At 66.2% G+C, this 16,088-nt stretch carries 10 protein-coding genes; all 10 read left to right on the top strand.

All coding sequences use genetic code 11. The features are described 5' to 3' along the window. Positions 1-30 precede the first annotated feature (30 nt). The 10 genes from ACRVY7_RS19675 to pyk all read left to right on the top strand — a co-directional run bounded on the left by ACRVY7_RS19675 (position 31) and on the right by pyk (position 16,027). A complete protein-coding gene (locus tag ACRVY7_RS19675; RefSeq protein WP_005179191.1) occupies positions 31-210 on the top strand; it encodes a tautomerase family protein in 180 nt (59 codons plus the stop codon). Further along, positions 207-1,832, top strand: coding sequence for an anthranilate synthase component I (locus ACRVY7_RS19670; RefSeq protein WP_431818324.1), 1,626 nt, complete (start codon positions 207-209; stop codon positions 1,830-1,832). The genes ACRVY7_RS19675 and ACRVY7_RS19670 overlap by 4 nt, the downstream gene beginning before the upstream one ends. Next, positions 1,829-2,722, top strand: a complete 894-nt coding sequence (locus tag ACRVY7_RS19665) for a TIGR02234 family membrane protein (RefSeq protein ID WP_431818323.1) — start codon at positions 1,829-1,831, stop codon at positions 2,720-2,722. Before ACRVY7_RS19670 ends, ACRVY7_RS19665 begins: the two co-directional genes overlap by 4 nt. Before the next feature lie 79 nt (positions 2,723-2,801). Further along, positions 2,802-3,620 carry an indole-3-glycerol phosphate synthase TrpC gene (gene trpC, locus ACRVY7_RS19660; protein ID WP_049698191.1) on the top strand — a complete coding sequence of 273 codons (819 nt, stop codon included), beginning with the start codon at positions 2,802-2,804 and terminating at the stop codon, positions 3,618-3,620. Between the two features lie 64 nt (positions 3,621-3,684). Continuing rightward, positions 3,685-5,028: a tryptophan synthase subunit beta gene (trpB, locus tag ACRVY7_RS19655; RefSeq protein WP_431818322.1), complete on the top strand. Its 1,344-nt coding sequence runs from the start codon at positions 3,685-3,687 to the stop codon at positions 5,026-5,028. Next, complete coding sequence (trpA, locus tag ACRVY7_RS19650) at positions 5,025-5,849, top strand: tryptophan synthase subunit alpha (RefSeq protein ID WP_431818321.1); 825 nt, start codon at positions 5,025-5,027, stop codon at positions 5,847-5,849. The genes trpB and trpA overlap by 4 nt, the downstream gene beginning before the upstream one ends. 73 nt (positions 5,850-5,922) lie before the next feature. Further along, positions 5,923-8,010: a prolipoprotein diacylglyceryl transferase gene (gene lgt, locus ACRVY7_RS19645; RefSeq protein ID WP_431818425.1), complete on the top strand. Its 2,088-nt coding sequence runs from the start codon at positions 5,923-5,925 to the stop codon at positions 8,008-8,010. A gap of 425 nt (positions 8,011-8,435) precedes the next feature. Continuing rightward, complete coding sequence (gltB, locus tag ACRVY7_RS19640; RefSeq protein WP_431818320.1) at positions 8,436-13,007, top strand: glutamate synthase large subunit; 4,572 nt, start codon at positions 8,436-8,438, stop codon at positions 13,005-13,007. Continuing rightward, positions 13,000-14,505, top strand: coding sequence for a glutamate synthase subunit beta (locus tag ACRVY7_RS19635; protein WP_431818319.1), 1,506 nt, complete (start codon positions 13,000-13,002; stop codon positions 14,503-14,505). The genes gltB and ACRVY7_RS19635 overlap by 8 nt, the downstream gene beginning before the upstream one ends. An 88-nt stretch (positions 14,506-14,593) precedes the next feature. Then, entirely contained in the window at positions 14,594-16,027 is a 1,434-nt protein-coding gene (gene pyk, locus ACRVY7_RS19630; protein ID WP_039856938.1) for a pyruvate kinase, read from the top strand. The last annotated feature ends 61 nt before the right edge of the window (positions 16,028-16,088 follow it).

Below are 16,088 nucleotides of genomic sequence, written 5' to 3'. Positions count from 1 at the left end.
GACCAGCCGACGGAAGGCGGTGACGCAGTCATGCCACTGATCCAGATCTCGCAGACCCCAGGTCTCTCCGACCGGGTCAAACGCGAGACCATCGCGGCGGTGACCGAGGCGTACGCGAAGGCCACCGGCAAGAACCCGGATTCGGTATGGGTCACGATCACCGAGGTGCCCCGCTCACAGTGGGGCGTCGGCGGCGAGCCGCTCGGATGAGCGGCGAACACACACTCGCAGCGGCGACCGACGGCTCGCGGAGCAGTTCTACGTCGACCACGAACGCCGATACGACGACGCTCGAGGAGTTCCTCGACCTGGCGTCCGACCATCGCGTCGTGCCGGTCACGCGCAAGGTGCTCGCCGATTCGGAGACGCCGTTGTCGGCGTATCGGAAACTGGCGGGCGAGCGGGAGGGCACCTTCCTTCTCGAATCCGCCGAGAACGGCCGGTCGTGGTCGCGGTGGTCGTTCATCGGCGTCGGCGCACCGTCGGCACTGACCGTTGTCGACGGCAAGGCTGCCTGGTGGGGCACTGTTCCCGCAGGCGCTCCCGTCGACGGCGATCCACTCACCGTGCTCGCCGAGTCGCTGCGGTTGCTCGCCACCGACCCCTTGCCCGGCATGCCCCCGCTGACCGGTGGGTTCGTCGGATTCATGGCCTATGACATGGTGCGCAGGCTCGAGCGTCTGCCCGAGACAACACTCGACGACCTCGGCCTTCCCGATCTGATGATGTTGCTGGCGACAGACCTTGCCGCCGTCGACCATCACGAGGGGAGCATCACCCTCATCGCGAACGCGGTGAATTGGGACGGCAGTGCCGAACGCGCCGAGGAGGCGTACGCCGACGCCGTGGCCCGCCTCGACGCGATGACGCAGGCACTGGCTGCACCCGCGCCGTCGACGGTGTCGCGCTTCGACAGGCCCGCACCCGACTTCCGCGTGCAGCGCACCCGCGAGGAGTACGGCGAGATCGTCACCGGCCTGGTCCGCGAGATCGAGGCGGGTGAGGCATTCCAGGTGGTGCCGTCGATGCGCTTCGAGATCGACACCGACGCCGACCCGCTCGACGTCTATCGCATTCTGCGGGCCTCCAACCCGAGTCCGTACATGTACCTGCTGCGCATGCCGGGCGTGGGTACTGACGACAGCGGTGCACCCCGCACACCGTTCACGATCGTCGGATCGAGTCCCGAGGCGCTGGTGACGGTAAGCGACCGGGTGGCCACGACGCACCCGATCGCCGGGACCCGCTGGCGCGGAGCCACCGAGGAAGAAGACCAACTCCTCGGCAAGGAACTCACCGAGGACGAGAAGGAGAACGCCGAGCACCTGATGCTCGTCGACCTGGGCCGCAACGACCTCGGGCGTGTGTGTGCCCCGGGCACAGTCAAGGTCAGCGACTACCGCCACATCGAGCGGTACAGCCACGTGATGCACCTCGTGTCGACGGTGTCGGGCACGCTGCGCGACGACAAGCACGCGCTCGACGCTGTCACCGCATGCTTTCCTGCGGGAACGCTGACCGGTGCACCCAAGGTGCGCGCGATGGAACTGATCGAAGCCAACGAGAAGACACGACGCGGCCTGTACGGCGGGATCGTCGGCTACCTCGATTTCGCGGGCAACGCCGACACCGCCATCGCGATCCGAACCGCACTGATGCGCACGGGCATCGCCTACGTGCAGTCGGGCGGCGGCGTGGTGGCCGACAGCGAATCCGACTACGAGTACAACGAGGCACGCAACAAGGCCACCGCTGTACTCAACGCGATAGCGGCTGCCACGACGATGCGTCGCGTCGGCGTGGAGAGTGACGGCGGGGAGAGTGACCGATGACCGTTCCCGACCCTGAACGAAATCCCGGCGCTGAAAGCCCTGATGTCGAGGGCGCTGAGGCGGGTAGTGCCGCCGACGGTGAGAAGCAGGTGGCGCGAGCGCAGCGTCGAACAAAGCTTCTCGGATCGATACTGCTCGCCGCTGCGGCGCTCGCATTCTGGATTGCGTCGCGCCTGACGTGGGCAACGGTGCTGGCTGCCGACGGGCTGTCCCCGGCGCGGACCTTCGACGTCAAGGGCAGCGACTGGAGCCCGTGGCTCACGCCACTCGCACTGGTGTTGCTCGCGGCGATCCTGGCGGCGATGTCGCTGCGTGGGTGGGGGTTGCGCATCCTGGCGCTCCTGGTCGCCGCAGCGGGTGTGCTCGCCGCCTTCCCGGCGATCTCCCTCATCATGGGCGGAACCAACGACTTGTACGCCGCCACCGCCGCGGGTCTCAGCGATCGATACGTCGTGCAGTTGGTGACCACCAACAATTGGGTGGCCGCCGTTGTCCTCATCGGGTCGCTGTGCGCCGTCGCCGCCGGGGTGCTGCTCATGCGTGTCGCATCCGGCGCGGGCATGTCGTCGAAGTACAAGACGCCTGCCGCGCGACGCGAAGACATCGAGCGTGAGATCTTCGCTGAACACAAGCGGCGCCAGGCCACCGAATCAGCGAAGACCGACAAGCGTGTCCAGACGGACAAGAATGGCCAGACCGATGGCGACTCCCGGACCGCAGGCGCCGTCTCGTCGGCGGGGTCACCGGCGGGGGAGAAGAGCGCTGCGGCAGACGATTCGGCGGAGTCTGCCGAGTCGACGAGCGAGCGAGATGCTGAGCACGATGCCCCCAACGAGCGCATGCTCTGGGACGCTCTCGACACCGGGATCGATCCGACTGATCAACGATGACGAAAAACACAACCCGCTCCCGGCGCTTCGAAGGCGGCCGTCTACCCTGAGAGCACGAACAGAAAGGGAGCCAGCTGTCGTGAGCACGCCCACCGTCCTCGATTCAATTCTCGAGGGAGTGAAAGCCGATGTCGCCGCGCGCGAGGCGATCGTCGACTACGCGGCCGTCAAAAAGGCGTCCGTTGCCGCGCCGGCTCCTCGCGATGCGATGGCTGCGTTGCGCAAGACCGGAATCGGTGTCATCGCAGAGGTGAAGCGAGCGAGTCCTTCCAAGGGTGAGCTCGCCGACATCCCTGATCCAGCCGACCTCGCCGCCGCGTACGAAGCGGGTGGTGCGCGCATCATCAGCGTCCTCACCGAGGAACGACGGTTCCGTGGGTCGCTCGCCGATCTGGACGCCGTGCGCGCCCGCGTCGACATCCCCGTGCTGCGCAAGGATTTCATCGTCGGCCCGTACCAGATCCACGAGGCTCGCGCCCACGGCGCCGACGTCATCCTGCTGATCGTCGCGGCGCTCGAGCAGAACGTGCTCGCCTCGCTGCTCGACCGCACCGAGAGTCTCGGCATGACCGCGCTCGTCGAGGTGCACACCGAAGACGAAGCCAGCCGCGCTCTGGAAGCGGGTGCGTCGGTCATCGGTGTCAACAACCGCAACCTGAAAACCCTTGAGGTCGACCGCAACACGTTCGCGCGCATCGCTCCGGGTCTGCCAACCGAGACCATCCGGGTCGCCGAATCGGGTGTGCGCGGTACCGCAGATCTACTGGCATTCGCTGGTGCGGGTGCCGACGCGGTACTCGTCGGTGAAGGCCTGGTCACCAGCGGCGACCCGCGTACTGCGGTCTCCGAACTCGTGACCGCCGGTACCCATCCTTCCTGTCCGAAACCCGTTCGCTGACACTCGCTTTCGATTTAGCGTCGACTTGCCGTGTCACGGACGACGAGATGTCTGTGAGAGTTCCGTGACCACCGAATCCCGATCCGACGATCAACTTCGCGCCGAGTTCCCCACTGCGAGTGTCGGAGTCAGCACCCGTACGTCGTCGGAACCCGACGCGGGCGGACACTTCGGCGTGTACGGCGGGCGTCACGTTCCCGAGGCGCTGATGGCGGTCATCGACGACGTGACCGCTGCCTACGAGAAGATGCGCACAGACGACGAATTTCTCGGCGAGCTCGATCGGCTGCAGCGCGACTACGTCGGACGCCCCTCGCCGCTCTACGAGGCCACGCGCCTGAGCGAATTCGCCGGTGGCGCACGGATTTTCCTGAAGCGCGAAGACCTCAACCACACCGGGTCGCACAAGATCAACAACGTGCTCGGGCAGTTGTTGCTCGCCAAGCGCATGGGTAAGACCCGCATCATCGCCGAGACCGGTGCCGGTCAGCACGGTGTGGCCACCGCGACCGGCTGTGCACTGTTCGGTATGGAGTGCATCGTCTACATGGGCCGCGTCGACACCGACCGGCAGGCACTCAACGTCGCACGGATGCGACTGCTCGGCGCGGAGGTCGTCGCGGTCGACAACGGTTCTGCGACCCTGAAGGACGCGATCAACGAGGCGCTGCGCGACTGGGTGACCAACGCGCACAACACGTACTACTGCTTCGGTACCGCGGCCGGTCCGCATCCGTTCCCGATGATGGTGCGCGACCTGCAACGCATCGTCGGACTCGAAGCGCGCGCGCAGATCCTCGACCAGGTGGGGCGCCTCCCCGACGCCGTCACCGCCTGTGTCGGTGGCGGGTCCAACGCCATCGGAATCTTCCATCCCTTCCTCGACGACTCCGAGGTGCGCCTCGTCGGCTTCGAGGCCGCGGGCGACGGCGTCGAGACCGGTCGACATGCCGCGACGTTCACCGGAGGCACACCCGGCGCATTCCAGGGTGCCTACTCGTACCTGCTTCAGGACGAGGACGGCCAGACCATCGAGTCGCACTCGATCTCAGCGGGACTGGACTACCCGGGGGTCGGGCCCGAGCACGCACAGCTCAAAGACACCGGCCGCGCCGAGTACCGTCCCATCACCGACACCGAGGCGATGGAGGCGCTCGCTCTGCTCAGCCGTCGCGAGGGCATCATCCCCGCCATCGAATCGGCTCACGCACTCGCCGGAGCTCTGGAGCTCGGTAAGGAACTGGGGGAGGGCGCGATCGTTCTGGTCAGCCTCTCCGGTCGCGGCGACAAGGACGTCGACACCGCTGCGCGCTGGTTCCACCTCTTCGACCCGCCACCATCGGAGAACGAGGTCGGCGTGACGACCGGTACGGCGGCCGCAACAAGCACCACGGGGGACGTGCAATGACACAGCCGAAGGCACCCGTGCACGCGGGACCGTCGAAGTTGAGCCCGGTCTTCGAGAAGTGCCGCGCCGAGGGACGTGCCGCACTCATCGGGTATCTCCCCGTCGGCTACCCGACCGTCGAGAAGTCCATCGAGTCGTTCGAGACGATGGTCCGTGCGGGCTGCGACATCATCGAAGTCGGTGTGCCGTACTCGGATCCGGTCATGGACGGACCGACGATCCAGGAGGCCGCCGACCTCGCGCTGACCAACGGGGTGCGGGTCCGCGACGTATTCCGTGCTGTCGAAGCGATCACCGCGGCGGGCGGGAACGCTGTCGTCATGAGCTACTGGAATCCCGTGCTGCAGTACGGCGTCGACAGGTTCGCGCGTGATCTGGCGGCTGCGGGCGGTGCGGGCATGATCACGCCCAACCTGATCCCAGAAGAGGGTGCCGCCTGGCACGCGGCGTCCGACGAGTTCGACCTCGACCGCATCTACCTCGTCGCACCGTCGTCGACGACCGAGCGCATCGCGCTGACCGTCGACGCATCGCGCGGGTTCGTCTACGTGGCGTCGACGATGGGTGTCACGGGAGCGCGCGACGCGGTGTCCGACGCCGCGCCAGAGCTGTGTGCTCGCGTCCGCGAGTACTCCGACATCCCGCTCGGCGTCGGACTCGGTGTTCGAAATCGTGAGCAGGCGTCGCAAATCGCGAGCTACGCCGATGGAGTGATCGTTGGCTCGGCACTGGTCACAGCGGCCAAGGCAGGCCAAGACCACCTGGCCGACCTCGTCACGGAACTGGCTGCGGGCGTGCACGAACCGCGAGCAGACCTCTGACCGCCTCGGTGGCTTCGGCCGTGGGGTCCGCAGCGTCCGTTAGGGTGGCAGCGTGACAGCGCCGACGACGACGATGCTCGCCTACATCCCCAGCCCGCCGCAGGGCGTGTGGTACATCGGCTCGTTTCCGCTCCGGGCCTACGCGTTATGCATCATCGTCGGCATCATCGTCGCCGTGTGGTGGGGAAATCGTCGGTGGATTGCCCGTGGTGGGCGTTCGGGTGAGGTTCTCGACGTCGCGATCTGGGCGGTTCCGTTCGGCCTGATCGGTGGTCGCATCTACCACGTGCTCACCGACTGGCAGATCTACTTCGGTGACGGCGGCAAAACCCCGATCGACGCATTCAAGGTCTGGGACGGCGGTCTCGGCATCTGGGGCGCCGTGCTGTTCGGCGGCCTCGGTGCGTGGATAGGCACCAGGCGCATGGGCATCAAACTGCCGCCGTTTGCCGACGCCATCGCGCCTGCGATCCTGCTCGCCCAGGCCATCGGCCGCCTCGGCAACTACTTCAACCAGGAACTCTACGGCCGGCCGACCGACGTCCCGTGGGGCCTCGAGATCTACGAGCGCGTCGACGCGTCGGGACAGGCCGACCCCGGCCTGATCACGGGAGTGTCGAACGGCCAGGTCGTCGCGGTCGTCCACCCGACGTTCCTGTACGAGCTCTTGTGGAATCTCCTGATCGTCGTGATCCTGGTGCTCGTCGACCGCTACTTCCGCATCGGTCATGGTCGCCTCTTCGCGCTCTACGTCGTCGGGTACTGCATCGGGCGGTTTGCCGTCGAACTCATGCGCTCCGATCCCGCCTTCACCCACATCGCAGGCGTCCGCATCAACGTTTTCACCGCGGCCCTCGGCATCGTCTGCGGCGCGATCTACTTCATCGTCGCGCCCCGCGGGCGGGAGCAGGGGCTCGAGGTCTACTGGCCCGAACGCGCCGCCGAACTCGAGGAACTGGGCCACACCGGCGCCTACTTCGACGACGACATCGACGACGAGGACGACGACGGCGAGCACTTCTTCGACGATGAGGAAGCCGACGGCGACGCGGTCGAGGACGAAAAGGTGGAGGAAGACAAGACGGAGCGGGAAAAGGCCGCGGCCGCCGAAGCGGATCGTGACGAGGAGTCCGATGACTCATCGTCGAAGACGATCCCGGTCGCGACCGCTGCTGGTGCGGCGGTTGCCGTCGGCGGTGCCGCTGCCGTCGCCGCAGACGACGAGGCGTCGGACGGCGAGGCGTCGGACACCGACGTCGACGAGGCTGACGTCGCGCCCGACGCCGACGAGACTGAGAATGGGACCGAGGCCGACTCGGGCGAGGCCGCTGACTCGGACGCTGAACCCGACTCGGATACGGATCCTGATGAGGACGCCCCCGCCGGCGACGAAGCCGTGGAAGATGGAGATGAGTCCGCCACCACCGAGCCAGATGTAGCCGAGTCCGATGCAACTGAGGCCGGTGGAGCCGAGGCTGGTGTAACCGATTCCGGTGACACAGAGTCCGATGGTTCCGAATCTGCCGGGTCCGACGCGGCGGATGATCCGACCGACGAAGGGGTTCCGATGAGCAGCGCAGAAGACAGCAGCGTGGCAGCCGACGAGATTGCGGAGGGTCTGTCCGAAGACATCGAGGACAAGGCCGACGACGAGGGCGACACCAGCCCGTCGGGCGTCGACGAAGATGAAGCCGAACTCGCCGACGGACAGGAGATCGACGCGGGTGGACCCGACCCGGTTCTCGATGAGAACGAGGAGATCGTGTCCAAGATCATCCCGGGCACTGCCGAATCGGCTGACGCCAAACCGTGGAACCCCGAACACGATCCGGCTCGACCAGAGGGCGTGACCACCGAGTCGGAGATTCTCGAGGAGTCCGATTCCGAGTCCGACACGACTCCGGGCGACACCGCCGACATCGACGCCGAAGAGGTCGCCGAGGGCATCGCCGAAGATGCCGAGGAGGCTGCCGATGACGACGGCGCCGCGACGGCAGAAGGCGTGGACGAAGCCGAAGAGGTTCTCGCCGACGGCCAGATGACGAACGCGGGCGGTCCCGACGCCGTCGTCGACGAGTACGAAGAGATCGACGCGAAGATCATCCCGGGCACCGGCGAGTCGGCCGACGCCAAGCCGTGGAAGCCAAAGGACTCGCAGTAGCTCGACTCGCTCGGGCGAGTGCCCCGGGCCCGGGTTGTCGGCCTCGTGTGGGCTGCAGGAAGCGGGGGAAGGGTTCTTTCGGCGGCTTTTGTGCGTGTCCTCGTGAAGTGTCCGGGGGAAGGGTCGGGGAGTAGGGGAAGGATTCTTTCCCCTAGTTTCCGCGCCCCAGCCCGATGGCCCGACGCCGCCCGCGGCCCCACGGCCTGACGTCCCGACCCACATCTCGACGCCGCGCACCCTCGACGCCCGCCCCAACCCCAGGCGCGGCGTCGAAAACCACGCGGCGGGCGGTGGTCGGATAGAGTGGGATCTCACCCGGGAACACGCGTCCCCAACGGCGTCGTGTCCTGACTCCTGCTCCACGGGCCAGCGCTGTCCCTGAGGACTTCAGCATTTGATTCACGCGAATCGAGTGGAGGCTCGTGATGTTGTTTTCTGCGCTCCCGGCCAAACAGGGCCTGTACGACCCAGAGACAGAAGTGGATTCGTGTGGCGTCGCGATGGTTGCCGACATCCACGGTCGTCGGTCGCATTCGATTGTCGCCGACGGTCTGCTCGCGCTCGAGAACCTCGAACACCGCGGTGCTGCAGGCGCCGAGCCGAACAGCGGTGACGGAGCGGGCATCCTGATCCAGCTGCCCGACGAATTGTTCCGTGGCACAGTCGATTTCGCACTTCCCGCGCCGTCGGAGAACGGTGCGAACACCTATGCTGCCGGCACCTGCTTCCTGCCGATGGACCAGGCGGCCCGCCGAGATGCGATGGACCGCGTCGCGTCGCTCGCCGAGGCGGAGGGCATCACGATTCTCGGTTGGCGTGACCTCCCCGTCGACGTCGACGGCGCCGACATCGGCGAGACCGCAGTCGGCTGCATGCCCTTCATGGCGCAGTTGTTCGTCACGGTCGAACCGGAACCGGGACAACCACGTCTCGGCGGCCTCGACCTCGACCGCTACATCTATCCGTTCCGCAAGCAGGCCGAGCGCATCACGCCCGAGTTCGAGGCCGCGGGCACCGGGCTGTACGTCGCGTCGCTGTCGAGCCGCACCATGGTCTACAAGGGCATGCTCACGACGATGCAGTTGCCGCTCTACTATCCCGACCTGCGCGACGACCGTTGCCTCAGTGCCATCGCCATCGTCCACTCGCGCTTCTCCACCAACACCTTTCCGTCCTGGCCGCTCGCGCACCCCTTCCGGTTCGTCGCACACAACGGTGAGATCAACACGGTGCGCGGCAACCGCAACCGCATGCGGGCCCGCGAGGCTCTGCTCGAGACCGACCTCATTCCCGGCGACCTCAAGCGCGCGTTCCCGATCTGCACACCCGAGGCCTCCGATTCGGCGTCGCTCGACGAGGTCCTCGAACTCCTCCACCTCGGTGGCCGCAGCGTGCCGCACGCGGTGATGCTGATGGTTCCGGAGGCGTGGGAGAACGTCCCGTCGATGGATCCCAAGCGCCGCGCGTTTCTGCAGTTCAACGCGTCGCTGATGGAGGCGTGGGACGGTCCCGCATGTGTGACGTTCACCGACGGAACCGTCGTCGGCGCCGTCCTCGACCGCAACGGACTGCGCCCGGGACGTTGGTGGCAGACGCGCGACGGACGGGTCATTCTCGCTTCGGAATCCGGCGTCCTCGACGTTCCGGTCGACGACGTGGTCTCCAAGGGTCGCCTCGAACCGGGTCGGATGTTCCTCGTCGACACCGCGCAGGGACGGATCATCCCCGACGAAGAGATCAAGGGCGATCTCATGCGTTCTGAGCCCTACGACGAATGGCTGCACGCGGGACTCCTCGACATCGCCACACTCCCGCCGCGCCCGGTCTACAAGCCCAACCACGACACGGTCGTCCGACGTCAGGTGTCCTTCGGCTACACCGAAGAAGACCTGCGCGTCTTGCTGACCCCGATGGCGGCGTCGGGTTACGAACCGCTCGGTTCGATGGGCACCGATACGCCCGTCGCCGTGATGTCGCAGCGTTCGCGGTTGCTCTACGACTACTTCGTCGAACTGTTCGCGCAGGTCACCAATCCGCCGCTCGATGCGATCCGCGAGGAAATCGTCACCTCGATGGCGCGTGTGATGGGACCCGAGCAGAACCTGCTCGCCCCGACCGCGGCGTCGTGTCGACAGATCATGCTGCACTGGCCGGTCATCGACAACGACGACCTCGCCAAGCTCGTCCACATCAACGACGACGGAGACAACCCGGGACTCTCCGCGAAGGTCCTCCACGGACTCTATGAGGTGGCCCGCGGCGGGGAGGGCCTCGCCGATGCGCTCGAAGATCTTCGACGCCGCGCCAGCCAGGCGATCGCGGAGGGCCACAGCACGCTCGTCGTGTCGGACCGGCACTCCGACCGTGAGCACGCGCCGATTCCTTCGCTGTTGGCGGCGTCGGCGGTGCATCACCATCTCGTCCGCACCAAGGAGCGCACGAAGATCGCGCTCATCGTCGAGTCGGGCGACGCGCGCGAAGTCCACCACATCGCACTGCTCATCGGCTTCGGCGCTGCGGCGGTCAACCCGTACCTTGCACTCGAATCGATCGAGGATCTGATCGCCGAGGGCGAGCTGACGGGCGTCAGGCCGTCGAAGGCGAAGAGAAACTACATCGAGGCGCTCGGCAAGGGCGTCTTGAAGGTGATGAGCAAGATGGGCATCTCGACCATCAGCTCGTACACGGCGTCGCAGGCGTTCGAGGCGGTTGGCCTCTCGTCGGCCGTCGTCAAGGAGTACTTCACCAGGACGGTGTCGCGGATCGAGGGCGTCGGACTCGACGAACTCGCCGAGGAAGTGCGCATCCGACACCACCGGGCGTTCCCGCGTAACCCAACCGAACAGGTGTACCGACGACTCGAAGTGGGCGGCGAATACCAGTACCGCCGTGAGGGTGAGCTGCACATGTTCACCCCGGAGACGGTGTTCTTGCTCCAGCACGCCACCAAGACCGGACGCGACGACGTGTTCCAGGCGTATTCGGACAAGGTCGACGATCAGTCGCGTAAGGGCGGCACACTTCGCGGATTGTTCGAATTGGACTTCTCCGGTCGCGATCCCGTGCCGCTCGACGAGGTCGAGCCGATCGAGTCGATCATGACGCGCTTCAACACAGGCGCGATGAGCTATGGCTCGATCTCCGCCGAGGCGCACGAGACCATCGCGATCGCGATGAACCGCATCGGTGGCCGCTCCAACTCGGGTGAGGGTGGCGAGGACACCGACCGGCTCTACGATCCGGAACGACGCAGCGCGGTCAAGCAGGTCGCGTCGGGTCGGTTCGGCGTGACGAGCGACTACCTCACCAACGCCACCGATATCCAGATCAAGATGGCGCAGGGTGCCAAGCCCGGTGAGGGCGGTCAGCTCCCCGCGTACAAGGTGTATCCGTGGATCGCGAAGACACGACATTCGACGCCGGGCGTCGCGCTCATCTCGCCGCCACCGCACCACGACATCTACTCCATCGAAGACCTCGCGCAACTGATCCACGATCTGAAGAACGCCAACTCAGATGCGCGCATCCACGTGAAGCTGGTGAGTGCTGTCGGTGTCGGCACCGTCGCGACAGGTGTCTCCAAGGCCCACGCCGACGTCGTGCTGATCTCCGGATACGACGGCGGAACGGGAGCGTCACCGCTCACCTCGCTCAAGCATGCGGGCACACCCTGGGAGATCGGCCTCGCCGACGCCCAGCAGACGTTGATGCTGAACGGGTTGCGCGATCGCATCACCGTGCAGTGCGACGGTGCCCTGCGCACGGGTCGCGATGTCATCATGGCCGCGTTGCTCGGTGCCGAGGAGTACGGCTTCTCGACCGCACCGCTCATCGTGTCCGGGTGCATCATGATGCGTGTCTGCCACCTCGACACCTGCCCGGTCGGCGTCGCGACGCAGAACCCGGTGCTGCGTTCGCGGTTCACCGGCCAGGCCGAGCACATCGTCAACTTCTTCCGGTTCATCGCGGAAGACGTGCGAAAGTACCTGGCGCAGTTGGGATACCGGACGCTCGATGACGCGATCGGCCAGTCGCAGCGGCTCCACACCGACACCGCCGTCGCCCATTGGAAGAGCAAGGGACTCGATCTCAGCCCGATCTTCCGTCGGATCGAGGACAAGGGCCCGACCCGCCGTGTGCGCGGTCAGGACCACGGCCTCGACAAAGCGCTCGACCAGACGCTCATCCAACTCGCCGAAGGTGCACTCGAAGACGCGCATCCGGTGACACTCGAACTCCCCGTGCGCAACGTCAACCGCACCGTCGGCACGCTGCTCGGTTCGGAGGTGACCCGACGGTACGGCGCCGAAGGGCTCGCCGAGGACACCATCACCGTCGAGCTCACCGGCTCGGCAGGGCAGTCGCTGGGCGCGTTCCTTCCGCCAGGTGTGACCATCAAGCTCACCGGTGACACCAACGACTACGTCGGCAAGGGATTGTGTGGCGGCAAGATCGTGGTCGCTCCGCACGAGGATGCCTGGTTCATCGCAGAAGACCAGGTCATCGCCGGTAACACCATCCTCTACGGCGCAACCTCGGGCGAGGTCTACCTGCGCGGAAAGGTCGGCGAGCGGTTCTCCGTGCGCAACTCGGGTGCCACAGCGGTGGTCGAAGGCGTCGGCGATCACGCCTGCGAGTACATGACCGGCGGTCGCGTCGTGATCCTCGGACCCACCGGCCGCAACATGGCCGCGGGCATGTCCGGCGGTATCGCATTCGTCTACGACCTCGACGAGACCAAGGTCAACGGCGCGATGGTCGAGCTTCTCCGACCCGATCCCGACGACCTTCGCTGGCTACACGAACACATCACGAAGCACACAGAGCTCACCGGATCGGCGATCGGTGCGTCGATGCTCGCCGACTGGCCGAGGCGATGCCTGGCCTTCACCAAGGTGATGCCCACCGATTACAAGCGCGTCCTCGACGCGGCCAGGATGGCCGAAGCCGAAGGGCGAGATGTTGATTCAGCGATCATGGAGGCGGCACGTGGCTGACCCACGCGGATTCCTGGAAGTCGGGAAGAAAGAATCGAAGTATCGTCCGGTCGCCGAGCGCGTGCAGGACTGGGAAGACGTGTACGCGCACGGATTCGACCCCGTCGCCTCGCTCAACGAGGTATCCGAGCAGGCCCGTCGGTGTATGGATTGCGGAATCCCGTTCTGCCACTCCGGAACTGCGGGATGTCCGTTGGGAAATCTGATCCCTGAGTGGAACGATCTCGTGCGTCGTGGTCGGTGGGATGCGGCAAGCGCGCGCCTGCACGCGACCAACAACTTCCCCGAGTTCACCGGAATGGTCTGTCCCGCACCGTGCGAGGCGGCGTGCGTGTTGTCGATCTCCGAGCCGACGACCGGCGGCAGCGTGACGATCAAACGCATCGAGAAGACGATCGCCTACGAGTCGTGGGCAGAGGGCATCATCGGCCCCGAGGCGCCGGATGCGAAGTCGGGCAAGTCGGTTGCCGTCGTCGGCTCCGGTCCCGGCGGATTGGCGGCAGCTCAACAATTGACCCGCGCCGGCCACGACGTCACGGTCTACGAGAAGGACGACCGCGTCGGCGGACTCCTGCGCTACGGCATTCCCGAGTACAAGCTTCAGAAGTCCGACATCGAGCGGCGAATCGCTCAGATGCGCGCTGAGGGAACACAATTCGTGGTCAACTGCGATGTCGGCATCGACCTCACCGTCGACGAGCTGCGCAGCAGGCACGACGCCGTCGTGCTCGCGATCGGCGCGATGACGGCGCGTGACAATCCGGTCCCGGGACGTGAGCTCAACGGCGTGCACCTCGCGATGGAGCACCTCGTGCCGGCCAACAAGGAGTGCGAGGGTGACGGACCGTCGCCGATCAGCGCCGCGGGGAAACACGTCGTCATCATCGGCGGCGGCGACACCGGAGCCGACTGCCTCGGAACCGCGCATCGCCAGGGCGCGGCGTCGGTGGTCCAGCTCGACTACAACGCCGAACTACCCAGCGACCGTGACGACAACCGTTCGCCGTGGCCGACCTGGCCGCTTGTCATGCGGACGTCGAGTGCGCACGCGGAGGGCGGCGAACGTAAGTACCAGGTTGCGGTGCAACGATTCGTCGGCGACGCCGACGGCAACGTGACGGCGATGGTGCTCGCCGAAGTGAAGGTCGTACGTGAGCCCGACGGTCGACGGGTGATCACCCCGGTCAGCGACGAGTTCGAGATCCCTTGCGAGTTGGCACTTTTCGCCATCGGGTTCGAAGGAGTACGCGACACGGCACTTCTCACCGATCTGGGGATCGAGCCCAACCGCCGCGGCAACATCTCGTGCGGAAGCGACTGGCAGACCGACGCGCCCGGCGTGTTCGTGTGCGGCGATGCCCATCGCGGAGCGTCGTTGGTGGTGTGGGCGATCGCCGAGGGACGTTCGACTGCACGCGCCGTCGACGAATTCCTCATGGGTGCCTCGGATTTGCCGTCACCGGTAAAACCAGCCCAACTCCCGCTGTCCGTACGCTGACCCGCGACGAGCAACGCTGCGTTGACGTCCGGTGACAACTCAGGTGTAACGATGGCTATGCCGAATCGAGCGGACTAAGGTGAGCACAGTGGAACGCCGAACCAAGATCGTCTGCACCCTGGGTCCAGCTACCAATAGCGAAGAGAGGCTGAAGGAACTCGTCGACGCCGGAATGGACGTCGCGCGACTCAATTTCAGCCACGGCACGCACGACGACCACAAAGTGGTCTACGAAAGAGTGCGCAAGGCCGGCGACAACGCCGAGAAGGCTGTCGGCATCCTCGCCGACCTCCAGGGTCCCAAGATCCGACTGGGCAAATTCGAAGACGACGGCGCTCTCAACGGCGAAGTCATGTGGAACACCGGCGACACCGTGCGCATCACCACCGACGACATCGTCGGAACGCACGACCGCGTGTCGACCACCTACAAGCGACTCGCCGACGACGCCGTCCCCGGCGACCGGCTGCTCGTCGACGACGGCAAGGTGGGCCTCGTGGTCACCGACGTCGAAGGCAACGACGTGGTCTGCACCGTCACCGAGGGTGGCCCGGTCTCCAACAACAAGGGCCTCTCACTGCCCGGCATGAACGTCTCGGTGCCCGCGATGAGCGAGAAAGACATCGCCGACCTCGAATTCGCCCTCGGCCTCGGCGTCGACCTCGTGGCTCTGTCCTTCGTCCGCAGCCCCGCCGACATCGAACTCGTGCACGAGGTGATGGACCGTGTCGGACGCCGCGTGCCCGTCATCGCCAAGCTGGAGAAGCCCGAGGCCATCGACAACCTCGAGGCCATCGTGCTCGCGTTCGACGCCATCATGGTCGCCCGCGGCGACCTCGGCGTCGAACTGCCGCTGGAGGAAGTGCCGCTCGTGCAGAAGCGTGCCATCCAGATGGCTCGCGAGAACGCCAAGCCGGTGATCGTGGCAACGCAGATGCTCGACTCCATGATCGAGAACTCGCGCCCAACCCGCGCGGAGGCATCCGACGTCGCCAACGCCGTGCTCGACGGCGCCGATGCCGTGATGCTCTCCGGCGAGACATCGGTCGGCAAATGGCCCATCGAAGCGGTGCGCACCATGAACCGGATCTGCAAGGCCGTCGAGGGAAGCTCGCGCGACGTCCCGCCGCTGTCGCACGTCCCGCGCACCAAGCGCGGCATCATCTCCTACGCTGCGCGCGACATCGGCGAACGCCTCGAAGTCAAAGCTCTTGTCGCGTTCACCCAGTCCGGTGACACGGTTCGACGCCTCGCGCGCCTGCACTCACGACTCCCGCTGCTGGCGTTCACGCCCACCCAGGCCGTGCGCAGCCAGCTCGCCCTGAGCTGGGGCACCGAGACGTTCATCGTCGACCGCGTCGACACCACCGACAACATGATCGACCAGGTCGACCTGCAACTCCTGCGCATCGGCAGGCTTCGCGATGGCGACGTTGTCGTGATCGTCGCCGGCGCGCCCCCCGGCACCGTCGGCTCGACCAACATGATTCACGTGCACCGCATCGGCGAGCAGGACCACTGAGGTTTCTGCGCGGCTCGTGGCTGCGCCCCTCTCCACGAGCAGACGCAGCCACGAGCCGACG

Origin of the sequence: Gordonia jacobaea, assembly GCF_965344965.1 — a bacterium.
Classification (GTDB): domain Bacteria; phylum Actinomycetota; class Actinomycetes; order Mycobacteriales; family Mycobacteriaceae; genus Gordonia; species Gordonia jacobaea.
This window is presented reverse-complemented; position numbering and strand designations above follow the sequence as displayed.